The 21,005-nt window shown below is 55.6% G+C and carries 14 protein-coding genes and 1 tRNA gene; 12 read left to right on the top strand and 3 right to left on the bottom strand.

Annotated features, from left to right (window positions below):
• Positions 1-55 precede the first annotated feature (55 nt).
• Positions 56-292: a DUF3297 family protein gene (locus tag IFJ82_RS01270; protein ID WP_003616637.1), complete on the bottom strand. Its 237-nt coding sequence runs from the start codon at positions 290-292 to the stop codon at positions 56-58.
• A gap of 255 nt (positions 293-547) precedes the next feature.
• On the opposite strand from IFJ82_RS01270, the gene IFJ82_RS01265 reads away from it, so the two are divergent.
• The 9 genes from IFJ82_RS01265 (at position 548) to IFJ82_RS01225 (ending at position 11,906) form a co-directional block, all read left to right on the top strand.
• Positions 548-1,828, top strand: coding sequence for a multidrug effflux MFS transporter (locus IFJ82_RS01265; protein ID WP_192266251.1), 1,281 nt, complete (start codon positions 548-550; stop codon positions 1,826-1,828).
• A gap of 263 nt (positions 1,829-2,091) precedes the next feature.
• Positions 2,092-2,877 carry an MlaE family ABC transporter permease gene (locus tag IFJ82_RS01260; protein WP_062809708.1) on the top strand — a complete coding sequence of 262 codons (786 nt, stop codon included), beginning with the start codon at positions 2,092-2,094 and terminating at the stop codon, positions 2,875-2,877.
• Positions 2,874-3,665: an ABC transporter ATP-binding protein gene (locus tag IFJ82_RS01255; protein WP_192265329.1), complete on the top strand. Its 792-nt coding sequence runs from the start codon at positions 2,874-2,876 to the stop codon at positions 3,663-3,665. Before IFJ82_RS01260 ends, IFJ82_RS01255 begins: the two co-directional genes overlap by 4 nt.
• Positions 3,666-3,850: 185 nt before the next feature.
• The gene (gene radA / locus IFJ82_RS01250; protein ID WP_192265326.1) at positions 3,851-5,245 is read left to right on the top strand and encodes a DNA repair protein RadA; all 1,395 of its coding nucleotides are present in this window, start codon (positions 3,851-3,853) and stop codon (positions 5,243-5,245) included.
• Between the two features lie 43 nt (positions 5,246-5,288).
• Positions 5,289-5,852: an IMPACT family protein gene (locus IFJ82_RS01245; protein WP_192266249.1), complete on the top strand. Its 564-nt coding sequence runs from the start codon at positions 5,289-5,291 to the stop codon at positions 5,850-5,852.
• 758 nt (positions 5,853-6,610) lie between these two features.
• Positions 6,611-7,597 (top strand): UDP-glucose 4-epimerase GalE, encoded by a 987-nt coding sequence (galE, locus tag IFJ82_RS01240; RefSeq protein WP_192265324.1) that lies wholly within the window; start codon positions 6,611-6,613, stop codon positions 7,595-7,597.
• A 378-nt stretch (positions 7,598-7,975) separates the two neighbouring features.
• Positions 7,976-8,389 carry a hypothetical protein gene (locus IFJ82_RS01235; protein ID WP_075624927.1) on the top strand — a complete coding sequence of 138 codons (414 nt, stop codon included), beginning with the start codon at positions 7,976-7,978 and terminating at the stop codon, positions 8,387-8,389.
• A gap of 12 nt (positions 8,390-8,401) precedes the next feature.
• On the top strand, positions 8,402-9,679 hold the full coding sequence (locus IFJ82_RS01230; protein WP_192265322.1) for a hypothetical protein: 1,278 nt from the start codon (positions 8,402-8,404) through the stop codon (positions 9,677-9,679).
• Entirely contained in the window at positions 9,591-11,906 is a 2,316-nt protein-coding gene (locus IFJ82_RS01225; protein ID WP_192265320.1) for a glycosyltransferase, read from the top strand. The genes IFJ82_RS01230 and IFJ82_RS01225 overlap by 89 nt, the downstream gene beginning before the upstream one ends.
• 1,254 nt (positions 11,907-13,160) lie before the next feature.
• Here the strand turns inward: IFJ82_RS01225 and IFJ82_RS01215 are convergent.
• Both IFJ82_RS01215 and gmk read right to left on the bottom strand, forming a co-directional pair.
• Positions 13,161-14,684, bottom strand: coding sequence for a replicative DNA helicase (locus IFJ82_RS01215; RefSeq protein ID WP_110550141.1), 1,524 nt, complete (start codon positions 14,682-14,684; stop codon positions 13,161-13,163).
• Between the two features lie 51 nt (positions 14,685-14,735).
• Entirely contained in the window at positions 14,736-15,395 is a 660-nt protein-coding gene (gene gmk, locus IFJ82_RS01210; RefSeq protein ID WP_003616672.1) for a guanylate kinase, read from the bottom strand.
• A gap of 176 nt (positions 15,396-15,571) precedes the next feature.
• Between gmk and IFJ82_RS01205 the strand changes: the two genes are divergently transcribed.
• The 3 genes from IFJ82_RS01205 to rfaE2 all read left to right on the top strand — a co-directional run bounded on the left by IFJ82_RS01205 (position 15,572) and on the right by rfaE2 (position 20,966).
• Complete coding sequence (locus tag IFJ82_RS01205) at positions 15,572-18,871, top strand: efflux RND transporter permease subunit (RefSeq protein WP_003616674.1); 3,300 nt, start codon at positions 15,572-15,574, stop codon at positions 18,869-18,871.
• Positions 18,872-18,929: 58 nt separating this feature from the next.
• A tRNA-Arg gene (locus IFJ82_RS01200) sits at positions 18,930-19,006 on the top strand.
• Positions 19,007-19,499: 493 nt separating this feature from the next.
• A complete protein-coding gene (gene rfaE2 / locus IFJ82_RS01195) occupies positions 19,500-20,966 on the top strand; it encodes a D-glycero-beta-D-manno-heptose 1-phosphate adenylyltransferase (RefSeq protein WP_003616677.1) in 1,467 nt (488 codons plus the stop codon).
• Positions 20,967-21,005: the final 39 nt, after the last annotated feature.

The raw sequence follows: 21,005 nt of genomic DNA, 5'->3' as shown, positions 1-21,005 counted from the left end.
CGGGCAGAGAGCCCGGCCGTCGCCCGCGCGGAACTTCCTTCGCGGGGGCAGCAAATCAATCCTTGATCCAGACCTCGACCGGGCCGCGCACCAGCATGGTCATCGGGTTGCCGTGGCGATCGGTGCTCTTGCCCACGGCAAGGCGGACCCAGCCTTCGCTGATGCAGTATTCCTCGACATTGTTCTTCTCGATCCCCTTGAAGCGGACGCCAATACCGCGCTCAAGCAGGGCTTCGTTATAAAACGGGCTGGAGGGATTGGCCGACAGGCGATCGGGAACGGTCTCGGTCATGTGCGTTCTCTTTCAATATGCAGGAACTTCAAGCGTGCCTGACATAGCGGCTTCGCCCCGGTAATCCAAGCAGCGGATAAGACCATGGTGGACATGCATGCAGCGCCCCTCCGTCATGTCGCACCGGAACATATCGCGGTGCATGAAAACATGGACAAACACCCCCGAAACCACGGATATGAAAACCCGAAGTCACCCGTCACGCCGACCGTCACATTCGCTGTGCCGCCCGCCCTGCCCCAGAGCCACGTTCCAATGCCCATTGCCGCCCCGACCACATCCTCCCGTCCTGTCCTGTCCGCCCTGCCGCCACTCATGCCGATGTGGATGATCGGGCTTTTGGGAATGCTGACCGCGATCGGGCCGCTTTCGACCGACATGTACCTGCCCGCCTTCCCCGTGCTGGACCTCGAACTTGCGAATGGCCGCAATGGGGCCAGCCAGATCACGCTGGCGGCATGGTTCGCCGGGCTGGCGGTGGGACAGTTCAGCATGGGGCCACTGTCTGACCGGCTGGGACGGCGGATTCCCCTGATCGGGGGACTTGCCGTATTTATGCTGGCCTCCATCGGGTGTGCCTGCGCCACCACGCTGGACCTGTTCTGCGTATGTCGTTTTGTCGCCGCACTGGGCGGGTCCGCGTGTTCGGTAGTACCGCGCGCCATCGTGCGGGATGTCGCAACAGGGCAACAGGGCGCGAAAATCATGTCGCAACTGACACTGGTCTTCGGCCTTATGCCGATCCTTGCCCCCTCCTTAGGCGGTCTTGTGCTGTCGGTCGGGCATTGGCGGTGGATTTTCTGGATTGCGGTTCTCTATTCCGCGCTGGGGCTGGTGGCGGTGGCCGCGGCAATGCCCGACACCATGCCCCACGCACGGCGCATCCCGCTATCTGCATCGGGCATCGCCTCGCGCTATATGGGGCTGGTGCGTGAACCGGTCTTTATGTCCAGCGCGCTGATCACCAGCTTTTCGTCATTCGTCATGTTCGCCTACCTTACGGCGTCGCCCATACTGTTTGAAAAGCTGCTGCACTTCACACCGCTACAGTTCGGGATGTTTTTCGGCATCAACGCCGCATTCTTCATCGCCGGGGCGCAGCTTAACGGATGGCTGGTGCATCACCATTCCCTGACGCGATTGCTGAACGCTGGCATCGTGGTGTGCCTGTGTACCAGCACGCTGTGCCTTGCGCTGTCGCTGTCGGGTTTTGCCGGGCCGCAACATCCGGTCGTGATCTGTCTGCTGATCATGGGGATTACCGGCACGCTTGGCTTTATCGGACCGAACGCGATGGTTCTGGCCTTTACCCACCATGGCCATCAGGCCGGAAGCGCATCGGCACTGATGGGCACGATCCAATTCTCACTCGCGGCATTCAGCGGATTTGTGCTGGGGCATGTGACATTCCATACGCCCGTGCCTCTGGCGGTCACGATGATGGCGGGGGTAATCGCGATGGTGGCGTGCAATATCTGGCGGCATATATGTGATAAAAAAGTATCACATGCATCCCTTTCTGGCACTTCTGCTTGACACCGGTCGATCGCTTTTTCCATCCTTGGGGGCGAAGCCGCATGACGTGTGTGCTTCATGGACGTTTCCTCCCTAAACTCTGGCGGCGTCTCACGACGCCGCCTTTTTTTTGGCGCGGGGCCCCGATACAACCGTCGCGACCATCGTCGGGGCCATGGGGCTCACGCGGTTTGGCTTTGACGCCATGACAATCCCGCGCTACGGCAGGAAGATGTCCGCTTTCCTCTCCCGCTCCGTGCCGCAGCCCCGTCGGGAGCGCGCGCATGGATAAAATCCTCGATTTCATCGCAGGCATCGGCCGTACACTGCTCGACATGGTCCGCATGGCGGGGCAGGTGGCACTGTTCGGGCTGCTGGCGGTTTCACACCTTGTGCGCCCCCCTTTCTACTGGCGGACCTTCTGCGGGTCACTGATCGAGATCGGGTATTTCTCCCTTCCCGTCGTCGCGCTGACGGCGCTGTTTTCGGGCGGCGTCATCGCACTGCAATCCTATACCGGTTTTGCGCAGTACCATGCGCAAAGCGCGATCGCAGGCATTGTCATTCTGGCCGTCACGCGTGAACTTGGCCCGGTGCTGGCGGGGTTGATGGTGGCGGGGCGCGTCGGCGCCGCAATGTCGGCGGAAATCGGCACAATGCGCGTCACCAACCAGATCGACGCGCTCAGCACACTTTCGACCAACCCGATCAAATACCTTGTCACCCCACGCCTGCTGGCCGGGACGCTGGCGCTGCCGTTCCTGGTCATCATCGCCGATATCCTTGGCGTCATGGGGGGCTTTATCGTCTGTGTCATGAAGCTCAACTTCGTACCACAGGCCTATATCTCCGCCACCATCGCGTCGTTCAAGATGATGGACGTGACCGTGGGACTGGCAAAGGCCGCGATCTTCGGCTTCCTGATCGCGCTGATGGGGTGCTACCACGGCTATCACAGCCGTGGCGGGGCCGAAGGCGTGGGGGCGGCCACGACGGCGGCGGTTGTCGCGGCGTCGATCCTGCTGCTGACCTTTGATTACCTCCTGACGGATGTGTTCTTTTCGCAATGACCGGACCGACACCGAAAATCCGCATTCGCGGCCTGTGCAAATCCTTTGGCCCGAAGATGGTGCTCAACGGGGTGGACCTTGATGTGATGGAGGGGACGTCCTTCGTCATCATCGGCGGGTCCGGCACCGGCAAGTCGGTGCTGCTGCGCTGTATCCTCGGGCTGGTGACGCCGGATGCAGGTACGATCGAAATCGACGGCGTGGATGTCACCGCACTGTCGCCACGCCACCGTGAACCATATATGGAAAAGATCGGCATGCTGTTCCAGAATGCCGCCCTGTTCGACAGTCTGACGGTATGGGAAAATGTGGCGTTCGGCCTGATGGCGGCAGGACGGCAGCACAAACATAAAATCAGCCGCGCGGATGCAAAGAAACGCGCGGGCGAGCTGCTTGAACAGGTGGGCATGGACCCGGGTGTTGGCGCGTTGTCGCCTGCTGAACTGTCAGGCGGAATGCAAAAGCGCGTGGGCCTTGCGCGCGCAATCGCGGCACGGCCGGAAATCCTGTTCTTTGACGAACCGACCACCGGCCTTGATCCCATCATGGGGGCGGTGATTGACGGGCTGATCGTCGATTGCGTGCGCAAGCTGGGCTCGACCGCGATTGCGATCACCCATGACATGGCCTCCGCCCAGCGGATCGGCGATCAGGCGGCGATGCTGTATGAAGGCAGGCTGATCTGGCAGGGGGCGGCGACATCGCTGCTTGCCAGTGGCAACCCGATTGTTGACCAGTTCACCCATGGTCGCCGCGAGGGACCGATCAAGGTGGATGTCCGCGTCTGAGGGACTGTCTGTAAAATGTTAAAAGTTTTTGGGTGCCGCCTTTTTTCAAAAAGGCGGCGTCTTTGAAGCTTTTTGCAAAAAGCTTCACCAAAAACCTTTATGATTTCAGTATATTGTCGGCCCGATCTTTTCAGACAGTCCCGGCACGACAGATCCGCCGCCTTTTCACAAGCTGAGGAATCAAGATGGCCCGCCGCCCTGCCAACCGTTTCGTATGCCAGTCCTGTGGCGCGGTTTTTCCGAAATGGTCGGGTCGGTGCGACGCGTGCGGCGCATGGAACAGCATCGTGGAGGAAACGGTCGAACCCACGGCAGGAGGTGCCGTCGCCCCCCGCCGCAGCCGGGGCAAACGCATCGAACTGGTCGGGTTGGATGGGGACACGCCGCCGCCCGAACGGATCGAGACACGGATCAGCGAACTCGACCGCGTGCTGGGCGGTGGTATGGTCCCGGCCTCTGTCGTGCTGGTGGGCGGTGATCCGGGCATCGGCAAATCGACCCTGCTGCTTCAGGGGGCCTGCGCACTGGCGGCGATGGGGCGCAGGGTCATGTATATCTCTGGCGAGGAAGCAGTGGACCAGATCCGCCTGCGCGCACGACGCCTTGGGCTGGACACGCCGGGACTGGAACTGGCGGCGGCGATCAACGTCGCGGACATCACCGCGACGTTGGAAGGTGAGCGCGACGTGGCGCTGGTGGTCATCGACTCCATCCAGACCATGTGGATGGAAACGGTCGAAAGCGCGCCGGGCACCGTAAGCCAGGTCCGTTCCTCCGCCTTTGAACTGATCCGCCTGGCCAAGCAGCGCGGTTTCTGCCTGATGCTGGTGGGCCATGTGACCAAGGAAGGCGCGCTGGCGGGGCCACGCGTGCTGGAACATATGGTTGACGCGGTGATGTATTTCGAGGGCGATCGCGGGCATCAGTTCCGCATCCTGCGCGCGGCAAAAAACCGTTTTGGTGCAACAGATGAAATCGGCGTCTTCGCCATGACCGATCAGGGATTGGTGGAGGTGCCCAACCCTTCCGCCCTGTTCCTGGCTGAACGGCGCGGGCATATCGCGGGATCGGCGGTCTTTGCCGGGATGGAGGGCACGCGGCCCGTCCTGCTGGAGGTGCAGGCACTGCTATCGCCCAAGGCAGGCGATGGCGCACCACGTCGCGCCGTGGTCGGGTGGGAGACGGCGCGGCTGAACATGCTGCTTGCGGTGCTGGAATCACGTTGCGGGATGAAGCTGAACGCCATGGATGTCCACCTGAACATTGCAGGCGGACTGCGGGTGATGGAGCCTGCCGCCGACCTTGCGGTGGCGGCGGCGCTGGTTTCGGCGGCGACGGGACAGCCGACGCATGCGGGCGCAGTGTATTTCGGCGAAGTCGGCCTGTCGGGGGAAGTGCGTCAGGTCTCGCTATCCGACACACGCCTGAAGGAAGCGCACAAGCTGGGGTTCGAGAGCGCCTACCTGCCGCGTCGCATTGCACGGGGGAACCGCCGTCCCAGTGCCCCCGAAGGCATGCAGTTGCATGAGATAGGCCACCTTGGCGATCTGGTCAGCCTGTTCGCCACAGAGGAGGAGTGACCCCGGCGTGAGCGGGACATCCCTGATCCTGACACAGCAGGTGATGCTGGAACGTGAAGTCCGAAAAAGCCTGTTCCTGGCGCAGGCGGCCCCCGTATCCTCGGCCGAGGCGGCAATGGCGTTCATCGCCGATGTCAGCGATCCCGATGCCACCCATAACTGCTGGGCCTATCGCATCGGGCAGTCCTATCGCAGCGATGATGACGGCGAACCCGGAGGCACGGCGGGGCGGCCCATCCTGCAGGTGATCGAGGGACAGGGCTTCGACCACACCGTGGTCGTGGTCACGCGCTGGTTCGGGGGCATCAAGTTGGGCGCGGGCGGGCTGGTCCGGGCCTATGGCGGGACGGCGGCGGAATGTCTGCGTACCGCGCCGTCACGGCCCATCGTGCCGATGGTGGGGCTGAGGTTCCACTGCGGCTTTTCCGACCATGCCCTGATCCGTGCGCGCCTTCTGGCGATGGACGCCACGATTGATGAGGAGACATTCGGCGCGGATGGCGTGGACCTGCGCATCACCCTGCCGCAGGTGCGCGAAGAAGAAGCGCGGGCGCGGATCACCGACATCACGCGCGGGCAGGCCGTTATCCGGGCGGTGGAAGATTAGGCGGCACGTTTGGACAATATATGCCAGATTACAGCCATCACAGAATCAGAAGATATTGCATTTTCCAGAAATTTTTCCGTGCCATGACCATAAATCTACCATGATTCCATACCATAATATCACGAAATACGTTAATCACGACCAATCACATCCGAAAATTATTTCGGATTATGAAATGAAGATATCAGAAGCTGGACAACAGGCAAACGGCCGGAACATATATCACGCCAAAATGGCAGTTCTTTCTGACGTTCAGCAGGTAGCTATTGATTCCAGAAACAGATTTTCATATGCGTTCATCCTAACTATGTATTAGGTATTGCACTCACCAGATCGGGCTCATGAATATCATTCTCGCTGACGGAATCATCTGCGATCGGGATGAAATGGCCAAGGTCTTTCCATATACGCGGCTTCTTGGACTTCGTGTTGTATTATGCGACGACATGCGGAAAAGACTTCCTGATTCCGGTCAGGATCGCCGGAATTTCCGTGAACCGCCTGCCTCATATATGTCGTCCCCCTCCCCCCTACACCATGACAGCCATACCAGACAGGGCGGACAGGGCGGACAGGGCGGACATTATGGATGCACCGTTCCAGACGAAGGACCATCGCATAACAACCAGCCTGTACAGCCTGTTGTTTCCATGTCCCCAAGACGAGGCCACCTCATAGATATGGGCACAAGGCCAAGATAAATCCACGGGTTTCCCGAAAGCAAAACATAAACAACGTAAAGTGATGGATTCTGATTTATGCGCTATTTCGTAACCGGTGGAGCAGGCTTCGTAGGCAGTCATGTATGTCTGGAATTTCTTGAGGCCGGACATGAAGTCATTATTCTTGATGATCTCAGCACCGGTCACAGATCCGCCGTTCCCAAAGGCGCACGATTTATCGAAGGAAGTGTGCTTGATTCCGAACTGATCAACAAGATACTTTCCGATGGACAGTGGGACGGTGTGCTGCATTTTGCTGCTCTCTGCCTCGTCGGTGACAGCATGCGAAATCCCATCGAATATATGCGCAATAACGGGCTGGGGGGGTTTATCGTAATTGATGCCTGCGTTCGCCATGGGATACCCAGGTTCATCCTGTCCTCCACCGCATCGCTGTTCAGCAATGTGGATGACAGCCTGATTGATGAAAGCTGTACCATTGATCCCGCGTCCCCTTATGGGGAAAGTAAATTCGTGGTGGAAAGGGCACTGCACTGGGCAGACCGCGCCCATGGCCTGAAAAGCGCCTGTCTGCGCTACTTCAATGCTGCCGGGGCCGACCCGTTGGGACGATTGGGTGAAGACCATAACCCGGAGACGCATTTATTACCGTTAATCATCGATGCCGGGTTGGGACGTCGCCCTCCCCTCGTCTTGTTCGGGAATGACTATCCCACACCGGATGGGACATGTATCCGCGATTATATCCATGTCACGGATCTTGCATCCGCACATCTGGATGTCATGATGAGCCTGAATGAAAAAAGCGTTTCCTATAATATAGGAACGGGGAAAGGTCATTCAAATCTGGAACTCATACATGCCGTTGAAAAAGTAACAGGCATTCCTGTTCCATACTCGGTTGGCGACCGCCGGGAAGGAGATCCCGCCATCCTGATTGCCAACCCCGACAAAATCAAAAAAGAAGTGAACTGGTTCCCTAAATATGCCAACATAGAAGAAATTATCGCCCATACTTACAAATGGCGCGTTGCCAACCCAGGTGGTTATGGAAATGCATAACCCATAGGCATCATCCGAGGATCAACACCCAGCATAACCCGATATAAATGCCAAGCTGGTCTTCACATTAAATCTATGTGCCATAGCCATCCCTGCACATGGCGCAATGTTCGCGATAGTGCCGTGCATGGAAATATTATATGGATATAAAATAAATAAGTAGAAATTATACCTAATAAAATTACAATTATTAATCGTTACAACAGATATAAATCTGCAATTCTAATTTTATCTAAAGATACCCCCAAAGACAGCCCATATCGTAACATTATATTTCATTATAAAAATATATAAATTGATAAAATTTACCTATGAATTCTAGACATTTTCCTACCTGATGATAGTCTCGAACTATTGTTATGTAAGGAACGTCACGAGATGACTCGTTATAGAAAATTTCTGGGCGCTGAATTGCCTAGTGCAGTTGGTCGTAACGAGAAAGGGGGACTTCGCGTTGCAGACGGGCAGGAGGGCCATTTAAGTTTTGGTCCTTACATGACGCTGGAAGCGGGAGACTATGTCGCTGGCATATATATGCGTCGGATTGGTTCCGCACACCCGGCGAATGTTTCGATTGACGTCGTAACCGATCCCAATGAGATTGAAATCGCTCATCTGAATGTTCCCCATCGCGAAATCCTTGATAAAATCGCGGGGATGATTGCAGTTCCCTTTTCTCTTTACGGGGATGCCAAAAATCTTCAGATCCGAGTATTTGTCCCTGCTGGCGTTATGATAGAGATCGAAGAGCTTGTGATTATTCCAATGCGTGCCCGTCGCTGGACGGTATGATGTGAGGGCATAATGAAGAAAATATTTCAAAAACCCGCCGGAATTATACCTCCTTTGCCTGTTCGGGAATGGGTCGAAAAAAGGGTTCAGTTCGCAATTGCTGAATCAGTTGCACAGGCTCACCAAGAGAGCAAACAGCAACTTGCAGAAGTTAAATCTGAAATCCAGGATTATTTGCAATCTTCCATTGCTGAATCGATTGCACAGGCATATCAGAACAGCAAACAAGAAATTGCAGAATTTAATTCTAAAATACAGGCTGATCTGCAATCTTCTATTACTGAATCAGTTGCACGGGCACATCAGGATAACAAGCACCAGATTGCGGAATTTAAATCTGAAATTCAGGCTGATCTGCAATCCTCTATTACTGAATCAGTTGCACGGGCACATCAGGACAGCAAACAGCAGATTGCAGAATTTGACTCCAAGATACAAGCTTCCATTGCAGATCTGGCAGATAAATCATATGTGGAGCGTCGCGTAAAACTATCTATACTTGAGGTTCAAGGTTTTTTTGACCAGAACGTAGAAACAGTCAGTACTAGCCTTCGTGCTATTGGTAAAGTAATTTGTGAACTTCAAGACCTTACCAAAGAAAACTCTCGTATCGTACCTAAAATTCAGAACGAAATTCAAGAGTTACAAGAAAAAGTAAAAAACATCTCACATTTCCTTAAATCCATGCAGATGGAAAATTTTGGTGAAGGACATGTGAAACTTGACAATGCCAGTTCTTCCACCAATCAGCCACCTTCTGCTCCCAAAATCATCAATCAGGCAAAACTTGATGCCATGAAACCAGACGGCATACGGCTCAATGTTGGTTGTGACCATATTCCTCTTGAAGGATATTTGAACGTTAATGGCCGGGAGCTGCCCGGTATTGATATCGTTTGCGATGCACATTCAATACCATTTGAGAATGGGAGCATAAAAGAAATACTCTCCGTGCATCTTGTTGAACATTTTCCTGCCAATGTCTTGGAATCTGTCATTTTACCGCACTGGTTCACTCTCCTGGAAACAGGTGGGACGCTGGTAACTGTGGCACCAGATGGTGGGGCCATGCTTGAAGCCGTGAATGCGGGCACAATGAGCTATGAGGATTTCCGGGAAGTCCTGTTCGGTGGTCAGGAATACGATAATGATTTTCACTATAATATGCTGACAGTAGATAGTTTTTCTGCGCTGCTCAATCATGTTGGATTTTCAGATGTCAAACTTGAATATTCAGGGAAACGAAACGGAAAGTGTTTCGAATTCCGGGTTACAGCCCGTAAGCCATAAGCCTGCCATGCCCCTTACCTTTTCAGTGGTCATCAACACCAATGGGCGCTTGGAGTATCTCAAGCGCACATTATCTGGCCTTAAATACCTGACTTATCCCCATTTTGAAGTTTGTGTCGTTGCAGGCCCCACGGCGGACGGAACCGTGGAATATCTGCAAAGCCTACAAGGACAAATAAAGATAGAGCATTGTCCAGAATTTAATCTGTCGATATCGCGCAATATCGGAATCGCCATGTCGGATGGCGATGTTGTCGCCTTTATCGACGATGATTCCGTGCCAGAGCCGGAATGGCTTGCGGATCTGGCCAAATCCTATACTGACGACAGCGTTGGCGCGGTGGGAGGGTTCGTTTACGACCATACCGGCATTGAATTTCAGGCACGCTATGTAACGACGAACCGCCGGGCATATGCAAGCGATTGGGATGTACCCACCCCCCACCTGAATTTTCCTTTGAGTCTGGATGTGCCCCACCTGCTGGGCACAAACTGTTCCTTCAGTCGCAAGGCCCTTCTGAAAATTGGTGGATTTGACGAAGAGTATGAATATTTTCTCGATGAAACCGATGTGTGCTGCCGCATAAACGATGCAGGTTACGCCATCGTACAAAGACCCGATGCATTCGTGCATCATAAATATGCCCCCAGCCATCTTCGCGATGAAAAAAAGGTTATCAAAAATTGGTATCCCCTTATTAAAAATCGCATCTATTTTGGTATGCGCAACGGCCTGTATCACCATACCGTCGCAGAAGTCGTCCAGGCTGGTATTGATGATGTAAATTCCAGGGGACAATCTGTAAAGCATGGTGAAAGTGAAGGAATTTATACAAAAGAAGACGTTGATAGATTCTTAGAGCAGGCAGACAAGGCAATCATTGATGGCCTTACCCGCGGAGCCCAGCCTGCGAAATATCTACGTGACGCGACGCTTGAAAAATATCATTCACAATTTTTACAGTACCCACGACTTTGCCCTGTCGGCACCAGACGTGTCATATGTTTCGTAACACAGGATTATCCGCCAGGCCAGAATGGCGGTATTGCACGTAATATTGCCCAGTTCGCACGGTCACTGGCGGCGTTAGGCCATTATGTTCATGTATTTACGAAAATGCGCATTGCACCAGCCGTGGATTATGAAGACGGCGTATGGGTCCATCGCGTTGCAATCAACCATCACGAACTCCCTCCTGTCTCACCTCTCGAAGATTGCAATATCCCCCAGCATATCTGGGATTATAGCCAAACCATGCTGCAGGAGATCTGTAATCTCAATGAGAAGCGCAAGATAGACGTCGTATATTGTCCACTATGGGATTGCGAACCGATCGCCTTTGTCCTTGATGGCACATTCCCGCTGATTGTGGCCTTGCAAACAACAATGCACTTCTGGCTCGACAGCCAGCCGTTAAAGGCCATGGATACCGAATGGATGCGGGCCTATGGCCATCCCATTATGGAAATGGAAAAATTCATTATTTCTCATACACCACTCCTGCATGCGAACAGCCACGCAATCGTCCGTGACATTGAGAAAAGATACAAGATCAAAATACCCCAAAACCGGGTTTACTATTCGCCTCATGGACTGGAAGACTGGGCTGCAGGCATGCCGCCCTCGGACCGGAATGATGAAGCTTTCCGTCTGCTTTTCGTCGGACGACTGGAATCCCGAAAAGGTATAGACGTTCTCCTGAAAATTGCGCCTGAAATACTACATGATTTCCCTAAGGCGATCTTGGACATCGTTGGTGACGATACTATCCTTCGGCCAGACATGATGACGTATAAAGAGGAATTTCTTGCCCTTGAGCTTCCGGTGGATATCAGGGACAGGGTTATTTTCCATGGGCGCGTTGAAGAAGATGAACTGAAAAAATTTTATCGGGATTGTGACGTATTCATAGCGCCCTCGCGGTATGAATCCTTTGGTCTAGTTTTTCTTGAAGCGATGATGTTCGGCAAACCTGTCATCGGTTGCGATGCAGGTGGCGGACCTGAAGTTATAACAGACGGTGTAAGCGGTTTCCTGATAAAGCCAGGAGATTCGGAAGGCTTACGATCTACGCTGGAATATCTCCTACGCAACCCTGACGCCTGCAAAAAAATGGGAACACAAGCACGTAAAGATTATGTGGATCGTTTCACTGATCAGGTTATGGTAAGTGACCTGATTAAAATTCTGGACAATTATGTCCCAATATCTTCACCTGATAAATAGTCAATGCATCCATAATATTATTCCATCAGAGCCTTAATCAATGAGTAAGAAATTTCTGTTTCTGGCATCGGAAGTGCGGAGTGGAAGCACGTTCTTTGCGAAACTTATTTCTTACTCATTCCATAAATCTTATGGAGAGGAATTCTGGGATCTATCACGGGAGTTATTGAGCACTCTCAAAGACTCCTCTACACATGACGAGATGCTTTCGATAACAAGAAATCTATATCTAAACAAATCTGGATATAGATCATGCAAGATTATGTGCGCACAGTCATCAATCATCAGTCGCGAAGCACGTAAAGACCAAGAAATTAAGGACATTTTCTTCGGAGACAATACATACTGGATTGTCTTCCGCAGAAAAAACAAGATAAAGCAGGCCATAAGTCTTGCTATGGCACGAAAGAGCAATATCTACCATTCATACGATGCGGATATGAAAGTCTCAAAAGCAGACACCGTATCCATGGAGGATATTGATCGTGCCCTGAAAGCAAATAGCCATATCCGATGAATATCTGAAGTGTTTTCCAAAAATTTGATATTGTTTGGAAACAAACCATTGATAAAAAAACAAGAAAAGTTTTTGGGTGCCGCCTTTTTTCAAAAGGTGGCGTCTTCTGAAGCTTCTTAGAAAAAGATTCACCAAAAACCTTGATAATTTCAGAATGTTATTGATCCTGACTTTTCAAACAGTCTCTTTGAAAATCATATTGAAATTTTTCATGAGGATGCCCTTAAGGCACAAAAAAAATCTGTGACCGACGTAATTACCAAACTTGATATACCGTTTGATATCTCCAGACTACAGATCGAAGAACCAAAATTGAAACCATATGAAAGCCTCAAGAAGACCGAGCTTGAAAACAGATTTATAGAGTGGTTTTCCATAAATTATCATTCCACTCAATGATATTATCCTCCTGAATTCCGACATCCGAATATTCAGATGCCTGTATGGACATTCATAAAATAGCTGATGTAGCCTGCCAGATAGAAACATCTGTAGTTTCACAACCACATCAAGTCTCAAGACAAAATAGCATGTCCTGAGACTCAAAGTATTATCCCGCACCTTCCATAAAACATGAGGCGCTACGACGGAATATTCATCCCCCAACATTTCACATCTGGAAATGAATATTGTTTCAGAAATGACGGGGGATGATGTTTTGTCCCATAATCCTGATGGGAAGCGGATCACCCTTATTAAGTCTGACCGTCATCCTGCCTCCATCCATCCATCTCTCATCAACCGTCATGGACCATGTCGAGATCCGCGAACCGCGTGAACTCACCTTCGAAGAACAGATGCACCGTGCCTGTCGGGCCATGACGCTGTTTTTCAAGGATCAGTTCCGCGCGGTTATGGGCAAGGTCCATCTTGCGCTGCCATTCCTCAAGCGCAGTCTGGTACTTATCCTGTGAGTCGAAGGACGTTTCCTTAGGCTGACGCTGCTGCAGGTAATACTGATCGCGATAGACAAACATGACGGCATCGGCGTCCTGCTCGATGGAGCCGGATTCACGCAGGTCCGACAGCATCGGCCGCTTGTCCTCACGGCTTTCAACCTGACGCGACAACTGTGACAGGGCAATGACCGGCACCGACAGTTCCTTTGCCAGCGCCTTGAGCCCCTGCGTAATCATGGAGATTTCCAACACACGGCTTTCCGGGCGCGTACCGACTGACGGCCGCATCAGTTGCAGATAGTCAACCACCACCAGGCTCAGCCCCTTGGTACGCGCCAGGCGGCGACAGCGTGTACGCATGGCCGACAGAGAAATGGCTGGCGTATCGTCGATATGCAGCGGCAATTGCGACAATTCGCGGCTGACCTGCACGAAACGATCGAACTCTTTCTGTCCGATCTCGCCGCGGCGGATGCGCTCGCCCGACACGCTGGCCTGTTCGGACAGGATACGGGTAGCAAGCTGTTCGGCTGACATTTCAAGCGAGAAAATCGCAACCGAGCCTTTGGGCTGTGTACCCGGCGGACCTTCCTGCGCCTCGCGCATCAGGGCACGCGCGGCGCTGAATGCGATCTTGGTCGCCAGCGCCGTCTTGCCCATGGCGGGACGTCCGGCCAGGATCAGCAGGTCCGACGGATGCAGGCCACCCGTCTTCTTGTCGAGGTCACGCAGGCCCGTGGTCAGACCCACGACATCACCTGCCCGGCTGAAAGCCTGCTGCGCTACGTCAAGTGCTTCGGCCAGAGCTTTGTCAAAGGCAAGGAACCCACCATCCTGCCCCTTTTCTGTGGCCAGGCGGAACAGTGCTTCTTCCCCTGCCGCAATCTGGTCCACACCGGTCATGCCGGTAGTGGAACCGAATGCGGTATTGACGACATCCTCGCCAATATCGATCAACTGACGGCGCACCCACGCGTCATGGATGGCACGACCATAATCGGCGGCATTGATGATGCCGACCATCGCGCCCGCCAGCTTCAGCAGATAGCCTGTCCCCCCAACAGCGCCCAGCGCGTCGGAATTCTCGAACTCCGCGCGCAGCGTCACCGGGTCGGCCAGCAACCCGGCCTCAATCCGCCGGGAAATGGTGTCATAGACAACACCATTCACTTCATTGGCAAAATGGGCACCTGTCAGGAAGTCGGAGACACGGTCATAAGCGCGGTTATTCGTCAGGATGGCACCAAGCAACGCCTGTTCTGCCTGGAGGTTGGCAGGAGGCGTACGCTGGGAAATCCCGATCAGGGAACCTGATGCAGGGGACTCGTCGGGGGTGGGATTGATCGTATTCACGGGGTCCATTCTATCCGACATCGCGGCAAAGCAGGAGGGGGACGGACGGGCAAAATGACCTCAGACCCCGAAACCCGCAACAAGGTCCGCCAGCCCGAACTGCCGATGGCGTTCCAGCCGGGCCGCCATCAGGATGGCACGCGCCTGCGCGATAGCGGTATCCAGATCGGCATTGACGATCACATGGTCGAACTCGTTCCAGTGCGAAATTTCGTCCCGGGCCGCCTGCATGCGACGTTCGATCTCCTCCTTCTCGTCAGAACCGCGGCCATGCAACCTGCGCTCCAGCTCCTTGATGGAAGGTGGCAGCACGAACAGGCCGATCACGTCATCGGGCAACGCCTTGCGGATCTGGCGATGCCCCTGCCAGTCGATGTCGAACACCATGTCGCGTCCCTCCGCCAGGGCCTGCTCCACTGGCGCACGCGGCGTGCCATAGCCCCGGCCGAACACTGTCGCCCATTCCAGAAGTTCACCCGCTTCGGCCATTTGCGTGAAACGTTCCATGGTGCGAAAGTGATAATGGACGCCATCCGTCTCCCCCGGACGGGGCTGGCGGGTGGTGACGGACACGGAATGCAGCAATTGGGGTTCTGATGCACGCAACGCATTGGCGATGGTAGATTTCCCCGCCCCCGATGGGGCGGAAATGACAAGGCAGACCCCACGACGCGACACCGGGGGACAGGATGAAGGCACAGGCGCGCGCGTCGTGGTCATTGGCTTGAATCCTTGCTTGGTGGTCCATGGTCTGCCCCGGCGGGGCGCCGGGTTTTCGATGTTTTATCAGGCGAAGAGTATTCTGCGAATATGAAACCCACCCCCATGCGACGCGGGACAGGCTGTCCGCCGGTCGGTCACCCCCCTGATCATTCCAGTTCCATAATGGGCGTTGCATGAACCTGTGCCGAATCTTCATCCTGCGCCCGGTGGCCACGACACTGGTTTCGCTTGCGCTGCTGCTGGCGGGGGTGTTCGCCTATCGCATCCTGCCGGTGGGCGACCTGCCCAACATCTCTGTGCCCATCATCTATGTGGAGGCGACCCAACCCGGTGCTTCTCCGCAACAGATGGCAAGTTCGGTCACAACGCCGCTGGAACGCAGATTGGGGCAGATCGCAGGCATCAGTACGATCGAATCGGATTCCAGCCAGGATTCCGCCTTCATCTTGCTGACATTCAATGATTCAGTGAACATCGACTCTGCTGCCAATGACGTGGAGGCCGCACTTCAGGCCGCACGCGGCGACATGCCCGCCACCTTGCGCACCCCACCCGAATACTGGAAGGCGAACCCGTCGGATAACCCGATCATCATCCTTGCACTGACATCGGATACGCAACCGGTCTCCCACCTGTATGATATCGCCAAGACGCGCCTGCAGCCACTGCTGTCACAGATCCAGGGGGTCGGCTGGATCGATATCGTCGGCAGTTCCGCCCCCGCCGTACGCGTGGACATCAATCCCTTTCCACTGTTCAAGTACGGGCTGGGGTTCGAGGATATCCGCTCTGCCCTGGCCTCGGCAAATGCCAACACGCCCAAGGGATTCATCCAGGAAGGGCCGATCCGTTACACGCTGGCCACCAATGACCAGGCGCGTGACGCGGCGCAATACCGCAACCTTGTCATTGGCTATCGCAACGGGCGGCCCGTGCGCCTGTCGGATGTGGCCAAGGTGCATGACGGGGTGGAAAATGACCACAAGGCAGGCTTTTTCAACGGCCATCCCGCCGTCATGGCCATTGTGCGGCCAAAGGCAGGGGCAAACGTCATCCATGTGATCGACCAGATCAAGGAACGCGTTCCCACCCTGCGTGCCGCCCTTCCGCAGGGTATCACGCTGACACCCGCGATGGACCGTTCGGTGACGATCCGCGCATCGCTGGCGGATACACAATGGACATTGGTGATTTCCGTGGCGCTCGTGGTGCTGGTGGTGCTGTTTTTCCTGCGCACGCCCCGCTCCACCCTGATCCCGGCGATCACGGTGCCCATCTCGCTCGCGGGGACGCTGGCGGTGATGTATCTGTTCGGCTTTTCGCTCGATATCCTGTCGCTGATGGCGCTGACGATCGCCACCGGGTTTGTGGTGGATGATGCGATTGTCGTGCTGGAAAACATCGCACGCCACATGGAAGCAGGCATGGGCCGTATGGAAGCCACCTTGCTGGGCTCGCGCGAGATCTCCTTTACGGTTCTGTCGATCACCATCTCGCTGGTCGCGGTGTTCCTGCCGCTGCTGCTGATGGGGGGCACGGCGGGGAAGATATTTTTCGAATTTTCCATGACCCTGGCAATCACGGTCATCGTCTCGCTATTCCTGTCACTCAGTCTGACGCCGATGATGTGCAGCCTGATGCTGGAGGTGAACCACGACGCACCCCTGCCTGCGACCGCACCATTATGGCAGCGCGCCATGCGGGCCTGTTCAGACGGGTTCGAAACCCTGTTCGCCATGGTGCTGCGGATCTATGGGCGCTCGCTTGAATGGGCATTGCGCCATCATGTGATCACGGCCCTGACGCTTCCGGCCAGTTTCCTCCTGATGATCGGCGTTCTGGTCATCATGCCCAAGGGAATCCTGCCCAAGGAAGATGTCGCCCTGGTCATGAGCTTCTTCCGCGCTGACCAGACCACGTCCTTTCCTGTCATGACCAGCAAGATCCGCCAGATCAGCCAGGCCATGATGGCAGACAAGGATACGCAGGACGTCCTTGCATTTTCCGGGGATTCAACCATCGAGGGGCAGGCCTTCGCACAGATGATCGACCGGACGCAACGTCGTGACGGCCCCGATGCCATGATCGCCCGTATCCATGACCGCCTGCATGATGTGACGGGACTGGACCTGTCGATGTTCTCCGCAGGCGACATCAGTGGCGGTGGCGGGCGGCAGAAGGAAGGGGCCTATCGCTATATCCTGACCAGCGACAATGCCGATGACATCTATACATGGGTGCCGCGCCTGACGGCGGCGCTGCATGATGATCCGGTGCTGAAGGATGTCACGACCGATGTCATGAACAATGGTGCCGCCGTGCATGCCAACATCGTACGCGACGCGGCCGCCCGTTACCTGATTACGCCACAACTGGTCAGCAACACGCTCTATGATGCATTCGGGCAGCGCTCGGCCTCCAACATCTCGACTTCGCTTACGACCTACCATGTCGTCATGCAGGTGGAAGACCGGTTCCGCACGACGCCGGACATCCTGTCCGCCTTTCGCCTGTCCACGGCGGGCGGTTCGGCAGGTGGCGGGACAGTGTCGAACACAGTGCGCGTCACGGACCCGAGCGGCACCGCCAGCAAGGAAACGCAGTTGAGCCAGCAGTCCTTCCGCAACTCCGTCGCCAACAGGCTTGCGGGGGGGAATGGGGCGTCGAACGGTTCCGCCGTGTCATCAAGCAGCGAAACGATGGTGCCCCTGTCGGTGGTCGCCAGGCTGGAACGCCATCCCACCGCGATCACGGTGTCGCACCGTGACGGATTCGTCTCCGCCGCGATTTCCTTCAACCTCGCCCCAGGAAAGGCACTTAGTGACGCCACGGACGAAATCCGCACGACCATGGTCAAGCTGCGTGTCCCGTCCTCCATCCAGGGTGGATTTTCAGGACAGGCGGCAGAGTTCCAGAAAGCCATCGTCAATGAAATTCTGGTGTTCATCGCGGCGTTGATGACCATGTATGTCACGCTGGGTATCCTGTATGAAAGCTACATCCACCCTCTGACGATCCTGTCCACCCTGCCCTCCGCCGCGGTGGGGGCGGTGCTGGCGCTGTGGCTGACGGGACAGGAATTCTCCCTGATCGCGATGATCGGCATGATCCTGCTGGTGGGGATCGTGAAGAAGAACGCCATCCTGATGGTGGATTTCGCCCTGCATGCCGAACGCGATGGCGGCATGCAGCCGGAAGCAGCCATCCGGGAAGCCTGCGTCAAACGCTTCCGCCCCATCGTCATGACAACGCTGGCGGCGGCCTTCGGGGCTGTCCCGCTGATCATCAGCGATGGCTACGGCATCGAACTGCGCCGCCCATTGGGGATTGCCGTGGTGGGGGGGCTGGCGATGAGCCAGCTACTCACACTCTACACCACGCCGGTCATCTATATCTATCTCGACCGGCTGCGGGCCTGGAGCAAGCGTATGGTCCTGCGGCTGCGCAGAAAAAATAATGCGATCAAGGCGTAAAAAATGAAAAAAGGGGCTTGCGGCCCCCAGGAGGTCAGGTTAAAAGCCGCCTCACAGCGCACCCGTAGCTCAACTGGATAGAGCACCAGACTACGAATCTGGGGGTTAGAGGTTCGAGTCCTTTCGGGTGCGCCACTTTCCTTAAAATGCAGCTTGCTTCATATGCCCATGGCATGGATGTGATGCTGACCGTTCGATTGCCGCACCAAGGCTGCGATGACACCGGGCGTCACCGGTTACGCAGCGCCCTGCGCCAGTCGGCCCGAACATGACACACGCCGCCAGATGCCCGCGCGATGCGTTTCGTCATGATGGCCCCCGTTTCCGCCCTTATTGTTTCCCCGTGATTTTGGCCTATGCTACAGCGGCATATCTCCACAGGCGGGTTTGAAGGAATAATGAGCTCTGCCGTTTCCCTGAATCGTAACGGCATCATCAATATGCACGGGGGAAAGCCCCGTCACGTTGGGGGCCTGTGATTCATGCATGACATCACAAACACTGCGCCCCCCACACCGCATAGCCAGCAACGCCATATAAGCGGTCATACATACAGGGAACCCACTGCGGTGCCCCCATGCTACAACGACCTGCTTCCTTTCCCCAATCCATGGACATGCGACGTGGAATGATTGAGAATTTTAAATTTGGCCGCCTGTGCATCATCGGGGACCTGCTGGTGGACAAATATGTCTTCGGCACGGTCAACCGTATTTCGCCCGAAGCCCCCGTGCCGGTCCTCCTTCATTCCCATCAGGTCGCGGTTCCCGGCGGCGCGGCCAATGTTGCCGCCAATGCGGCCGCACTGGGCTGTACGGTGGACCTGATCGGCGTGGTGGGACAGGATCGTACGGCCGATACACTGCGCGACATCATGGCGCCCTGGCCCGGCGTGAACCTGCGCCATTTCGTCACAGACCCCGCATGGACGACCATTACCAAGACACGCATCATCAGCGGCCGCCAGCAGATCGTCCGCATTGATGAAGAACATGTCGGCACCCTGTCCCCCACGACCCCCCAACATCTGATTGCCGCCACGCTTGATGCGCTGACGGAAGCCGACGCGCTGGTCTGTTCCGATTACGCCAAGGGCGTGCTGTCGGATGAAGTCCTGGATGCCGTGATCCGGGCAGGCCGCAAAAGGGGTATTCCCGTCATCGTGGACCCCAAGCGCCCCACCTTCGCGGCCTATCGCGGTGCAGACCTGATCACGCCCAACCGGTCGGAACTGACGCGCGCCACCGGCCTGCCGCTGGTGACGGAACAGCAGATAGAAAAGGCCGCACAGGCCGCATCACGACAGTTCGGCGGGGATGTCCTGCTCACCCGGTCCGAAGAGGGCATGACCCTGTGGCGGCGGGATCGCGAATGCCTGCATGTGACCGGTCGCCGTTCAGAGGTCAGCGATGTCTCCGGCGCAGGAGATACCGTCGTTGCAACCATCGCCAGCACCCTGTCCGCGGGGCAATCCATGGAAACGGCGGTCGTGATCGCGGCGGCAGCGGCGGCGGTTTCCGTCAGCAAGCTGGGCACGGCCACAGTCTCACGCGCGGAACTGAGCGCCGAACTGCATAGTGAAATGAATGATGCGGGCGCTTTGGTACCCGTCGAACAGGCCCGTCACATCGTCACCAACTGGCGCCGCCATGGGGCGCAGGTGGTCTTTACCAATGGCTGTTTTGACCTGATCCACCCCGGCCATATCGAATTGATCCGTGCGGCGGCAAAGGAAGGTGACAAGCTGATTGTCGCACTGAACACCGACAGTTCCATAAGACGTCTTAAGGGAGAAAGTCGCCCGATCCAGGACGAAATCGCACGCGCAACGGTCATGGGCGCCCTGCGTGATGTGGATCTGGTGATCCTGTTTGATGAGGACACTCCCCTTGACCTTATCCAGGAGTTGCGCCCCGACGTACTGGTCAAGGGTGCGGATTATACCGAAGATCAGGTGATCGGCGGTGATTTCGTCAAACAGCATGGCGGCCGTGTGGCACTGGTGAACATCGTACAGGGGCGCTCGACCTCATCGCTTGTCAAAAAGGCGCAGGGAGACGAGGCCACCACGCCCCAAAGCGCCACCGCGACATGAGCGTGGCCCTGCATTTGTGTAAACTGCCCAATAATAAAT

This window comes from Novacetimonas hansenii (genome assembly GCF_014843995.1).
In the GTDB taxonomy this organism is placed as follows: Bacteria; Pseudomonadota; Alphaproteobacteria; order Acetobacterales; family Acetobacteraceae; genus Novacetimonas; species Novacetimonas hansenii.
The sequence above is the reverse complement of the archived record's forward strand: the minus strand, read 5'-3'. Positions and strand labels throughout refer to the sequence as shown.

Bases quoted from the DNA above. Each gene is read 5' to 3' on its own strand.
- IFJ82_RS01265 (WP_192266251.1), top strand. From the start codon at position 548: ATGCCCATTGCCGCCCCGACCACATCCTCCCGTCCTGTCCTGTCCGCC.
- rfaE2 (WP_003616677.1), top strand. From the start codon at position 19,500: ATGATTGAGAATTTTAAATTTGGCCGCCTGTGCATCATCGGGGACCTG.
- IFJ82_RS01225 (WP_192265320.1), top strand. From the start codon at position 9,591: ATGTTGGATTTTCAGATGTCAAACTTGAATATTCAGGGAAACGAAACG.
- IFJ82_RS01260 (WP_062809708.1), top strand. From the start codon at position 2,092: ATGGATAAAATCCTCGATTTCATCGCAGGCATCGGCCGTACACTGCTC.
- IFJ82_RS01245 (WP_192266249.1), top strand. From the start codon at position 5,289: ATGCTGGAACGTGAAGTCCGAAAAAGCCTGTTCCTGGCGCAGGCGGCC.
- gmk (WP_003616672.1), bottom strand. From the start codon at position 15,395: ATGACCACGACGCGCGCGCCTGTGCCTTCATCCTGTCCCCCGGTGTCG.
- IFJ82_RS01235 (WP_075624927.1), top strand. From the start codon at position 7,976: ATGACTCGTTATAGAAAATTTCTGGGCGCTGAATTGCCTAGTGCAGTT.
- IFJ82_RS01230 (WP_192265322.1), top strand. From the start codon at position 8,402: ATGAAGAAAATATTTCAAAAACCCGCCGGAATTATACCTCCTTTGCCT.
- galE (WP_192265324.1), top strand. From the start codon at position 6,611: ATGCGCTATTTCGTAACCGGTGGAGCAGGCTTCGTAGGCAGTCATGTA.
- IFJ82_RS01255 (WP_192265329.1), top strand. From the start codon at position 2,874: ATGACCGGACCGACACCGAAAATCCGCATTCGCGGCCTGTGCAAATCC.
- radA (WP_192265326.1), top strand. From the start codon at position 3,851: ATGGCCCGCCGCCCTGCCAACCGTTTCGTATGCCAGTCCTGTGGCGCG.
- IFJ82_RS01270 (WP_003616637.1), bottom strand. From the start codon at position 292: ATGACCGAGACCGTTCCCGATCGCCTGTCGGCCAATCCCTCCAGCCCG.
- IFJ82_RS01215 (WP_110550141.1), bottom strand. From the start codon at position 14,684: ATGGACCCCGTGAATACGATCAATCCCACCCCCGACGAGTCCCCTGCA.
- IFJ82_RS01205 (WP_003616674.1), top strand. From the start codon at position 15,572: ATGAACCTGTGCCGAATCTTCATCCTGCGCCCGGTGGCCACGACACTG.